Genomic DNA, 4,441 nt, shown 5'->3' on the forward strand with positions numbered 1-4,441 from the left:
ACGTATGTAATTGTACGTGTTACTGTTTTGTTTAGATCTTTTTCTTCTAATCCAGCTGGGTATTTAGGTCCTTCTGGATTATTTGGATCTACTGGAGTTCCTGGTGTTTTCGGTTGATCTGGTGTTACTGTAACTACTTTAGCTTTAAGCGTTACTACGAACTCTTGATCTTTATCTTTATCTTTATCGAATGCACCATTTTCTGGGTATGTATTAGATACTAATTCATATCCTTTTTTTTCAAGTTCTTTGATCTTAGCTTTTACTTCAGCTTCTTTTGTTAATGGAGTTTCTGATCCACCTTGTTCAGTAATTTCAGCTACTCCTGGAATTGCATTTCCTTTTTCATCTACAAATGTTGTTTTCGCTTTTTGGATAGCTGTATATTTAACAACATATTCGTAATCTTCATCTGTAGCTGTTGTTGCTTGCACTGGTACTTTTTCAACACTTGCGATGTATCCTTCTTTTTGAGGTACTGCAAGTTCTGGAAGATCAGTACTTTGACCATTAGTTCCTTTCCAGTTAATATAAACTGGTCTGTCATTAGAGTTAATTACCGCTTTACCTTCTGCAGTTAACTTGATTGAACCTGTGTAGCTTACAGTTTGTTTTTGTGATGGGAATACCTCAGTTCCTGCTAGATCTGCAACATTATCAGCGTATACAAATTTAATTGTACGGTTTACTTCTTCTACTTTTGTTTTCTTAACGTAATTATACTCTGCTGGGGTAACAAATGCAGACCCATTTATACCTTTAGCTTTTAATTCTTCTTCAGAATATAAATCTCTTGCTCTTGTCTTCGTAACACTTAGTGTTCCTTTTGCGTTTTCAGCAGGAAGATCTGCAAGAATGTATTCTTCTCCATTAACTTCTTTAACTAAGTCTACGTTATCATTACTTACATCATATTTGTTTCCAAGTACATTAGTGTAATCTTTTGAACCGTCTTCACTTAAAGGAATATTTCCCGTATATCTTGTTGGTTCAAAACCTATAACTTCACCTGTCACTAAATCTTTGAATGTTCTAACAACAGCTCCTGTTGGTGGCTCACCTTGAACTTTACCGTCACCTACAATACTCCAACCGTTTGGCACTTTAGTTATAACATCTTCTTTCTCACCGTTAACAGATTCTCCACCTGATACAGTAAGAGTTGCTGCAGTTTTATCGTTTCCTACATAACCTTGTTTAATTAATCCATTTTCATAAGTAATATTAGAATATTCACTTGTTAATGTCTTATCTTTTATTACTTTCTCAATACCTAATGATTGTAAAGGCATAGAAACTACAGAACCTTCTTGAATAGCACCTTCTGTAACTGTAAGTTCTAACTCAGTTGGTGAGATTAATCGAGGCGTTAATGTGAATCCACTATCACGACCATCGTTTAGAATCCAAACATTATTTTCATTAGCTTTAACGTTAGCCCAACGGCTGGCAGGACGATATGTAATACTATCTCCTTTATTAGGGTTAATAGTAGACGCTGTATTTAATCCATTTACAAAGTTAGAACTTCCTTCAAGTTCTTTAAATTCAGTAAAATCTGCATTTGGAAGTTTAATAGTAAATTTAGATCCTACTCCATAACGTACATCTGAATCAGTTTTTAATACTATTGAATCACTTCTACCTGTTTGCTCATTGTTAAGGTATGTCAATCCATTGTTTTCACTTAGTGATGCACTAGTACCTTGTTTTTGATAGTTAGCCTGTTGACCTTTTCTTGTATAAGTATGTTCAAGAACTGTACGCCCATCAATTTTGATAGTTGCTGTATACGGAGTATCTTTTGAAATTTCTGGTGCATAGTATCCATTCCCCGATAAATTACTCGCTCCAAACGACACATTCGGATAGTCTTTTACTTTATCGTTCCACTCGATGTTGTAAGTATAAGTACCAGTTTCGTTAGCTACCGCTGGTTGCTCAGCAAGACGTTGGTCATAAGTCATTCCACGTTGAGTACGTTGTCCCCAATATGGTGTAGATTTGTTATTGTTGTTTCCTGTAGTTGTTTTATAATCGATAGATTTAACTTTACCAACTACTGTTCCATCTGTCGCTCTGATTTCCGTATTTACTGCCAAACCAGCACCTAGCTCAGCTAAGTTAGTAAGTTCAATTTTTGTAATAGAACCTGCTTTAAGAGTTGATGTACTAATAGTAGTGTCAAATCCCCATCCTACAGGTTTTGTATTATCAGCATTCATATCAACATAAGCATTTGTTACAGCATTAACTGTTTCTCCGTCTTTAAGAATATCTTTTCCTGTAATTTTTTTGTCTTGAGTTGCTGCGTCCGCTAAGATAGATTCTACTTTACCACGGTGTCCAGCACGTTGCATTGTTACGTATACTGCTTCGATTGCTTTTTCTAATTCTTTACGTTGTTGATCAGCGTCTTCTTTTGTTGAAGAGTCTGAGTTGAAGATGTCTAGAGCTTTTTCGATTTCTTTTTCAGATGTCGCTACTGCTGCTTTGATTTCTGCTTTTTTAGCTTCTTCTTTTACTTGTTTTGTCTCGAATGTTGTTGCAGCTTGGTTTACTGCTTTTGCTTCTGAAACTGCTTTTTCTAAGTTTTCTTTAGCTACAGCTTTTTCAGATTTTTCTTCTTTTTTAGCTTCTTCTTTTTTGTCAGCTGTTTTTTCAACTTTGCTTAAGTTGTTGATTGCTGATTCTAATGCTGCTACTTGTGCATCTACTTGCTCTTGTGTAGCTGATGCTTGCGCTACTAAGTCTTTAGCTTTGTTTAATTCTACTGCTGCACTTACAGTTTTAACTTGTTTGTCTTCTGATAACTCTTGTCCTGCTAATGTTACGAATAAGTTATCTAATTGACTGATTTTAGCTTGAAGAGCAGTTTTATTTACTTCTTTAGCTGTTGCTTTCTCAGCTTTTGTTTCTTCTGCTTTTACTGTAGTTTCTTCTTTAACTTCTGCTTTTGGTGCTACTTCTTTAACTTCTGCAGTTTTTGGCGCTACTGCTGGTGTTTCAGCTTTAGCTACTTCTGCTTTCTCTTCAGTTGCAGTTGCTTTTTCTGTAGCTGCTACTGTGGCTTCTTGTTTGTTAGTATCAGCTGCTTGCGCTGCCCCACCTAAGAACATAAAAGCTGATGCAATAAGAACAGATGCTGTTCCTGCATTAAACTTTTTGATACCGTAGTGGTTAACTTTCTCATATTGTTTTTTATTATTCATTTTTGTATTGTTTTTACTAAACATTACTGTCTCCTTTTTCTATTAAATTAAAATTGAATAAATATAAATCATAATGACTATGTATAACATTTTACAAAAGCAAACTTAAACGTACCTAAAATTTCAGCTATATTTTTTATAATTTTTACAATTAATGTTTTCATCTTAAAACACAGAAAAAATGCTGTTATATCAATATTCATAAAAACCAAAAACAACATAAATCGTTGATGTATAAACAAATTTTAAGTTTATTTTAACTTAAAGTTAAAGTTGTTATATTTTGTAAGTTATGAAAATACAATTGTTTGCTAACAATATATTTATATTAAATTATCAATATTTATTATATTTTTACTTTAAATATAATTTAAAACTTTTACGAAAACGTTTTATATCTTAATTATTTTCTATAGTTTTTTATTTTTCTTCTATATATAATGTAATCAAACTACAAATCACCATTCTTTAAATTAAAATTTTATAATTAATGTAATTTTCCTTTGTATATACGAAAGCACCCTCGAAAATTATCAAGGGTGCTTTCAAGTCATTACTTTATTCTATTTTGTCTTTTATGATTTTATTTATTATATGTTTTTTTATTTTATTTTTCTTTACGACGTCTTGCCGCTGTAAGGAGCCCAGCAATTGTTGCTAGTCCTAATCCTGCTAATCCAGTGTTAGTTTCTGTTGAACCTGTGTTTGCTAATCTCTTAACTTGAGTATTTGCTTTTGGTTGAACTGGAGTTACTTTCGTACCTTTTTCCGGAGCTTCTTTTAGAGTTTCTTTTGGTTGCTCTTGTTTTGGTTCCGGTTTTGGCTCAGGTTTTGGATCTTGATTTGGTTGTGGTTGAGGGTTTGCCACGTAGTTGATTGGTGTATCTTGACCTGGGTTTGCAGGAATATCTGGTACGATGTATCCTTTAGTTGGGTCTTGTGGATCTACCGGTTTAAGTGGTTGTCCGTTTCCATCTACTGGAGTATGTCCTGGCACGTATGGTAATACCGGTTTGTCAGTTCCTGGTTTTGTTGGATCTGTTGGATCGTTTGGATATTTGATTGGATTTGTTGGTTGCCCTGGAATGTTTGGAATCCATGAACCTAATGGTTTATACACATATGTTACTGTTAAACCATCTTTTCCAATCTTACCTTTAGCTTCACCTTCTACTCGTACTAACACGTATCCTTTGATTACTTTTCCAGTTGTTGTGTACTCATCTCCT

The 4,441-nt window shown here is 33.9% G+C and carries 2 protein-coding genes; both read right to left on the bottom strand.

Features of this window, described 5'->3' with window-relative positions; all coding sequences use genetic code 11:
- Positions 1 to 3,236, bottom strand: a 3,236-nt coding sequence (locus PNO30_RS04415; protein ID WP_271987299.1) for a mucin-binding protein, incomplete at its 3' end; no start/stop codon positions are given.
- 583 nt (positions 3,237 to 3,819) lie between these two features.
- Positions 3,820 to 4,441 (bottom strand): MucBP domain-containing protein (locus PNO30_RS04420; RefSeq protein ID WP_271987300.1); only part of this gene is annotated, 622 nt, incomplete at its 5' end.

This window comes from Gemella haemolysans, from assembly GCF_028308085.1.
GTDB classification, from domain to species: domain Bacteria; phylum Bacillota; class Bacilli; order Staphylococcales; family Gemellaceae; genus Gemella; species Gemella haemolysans_D.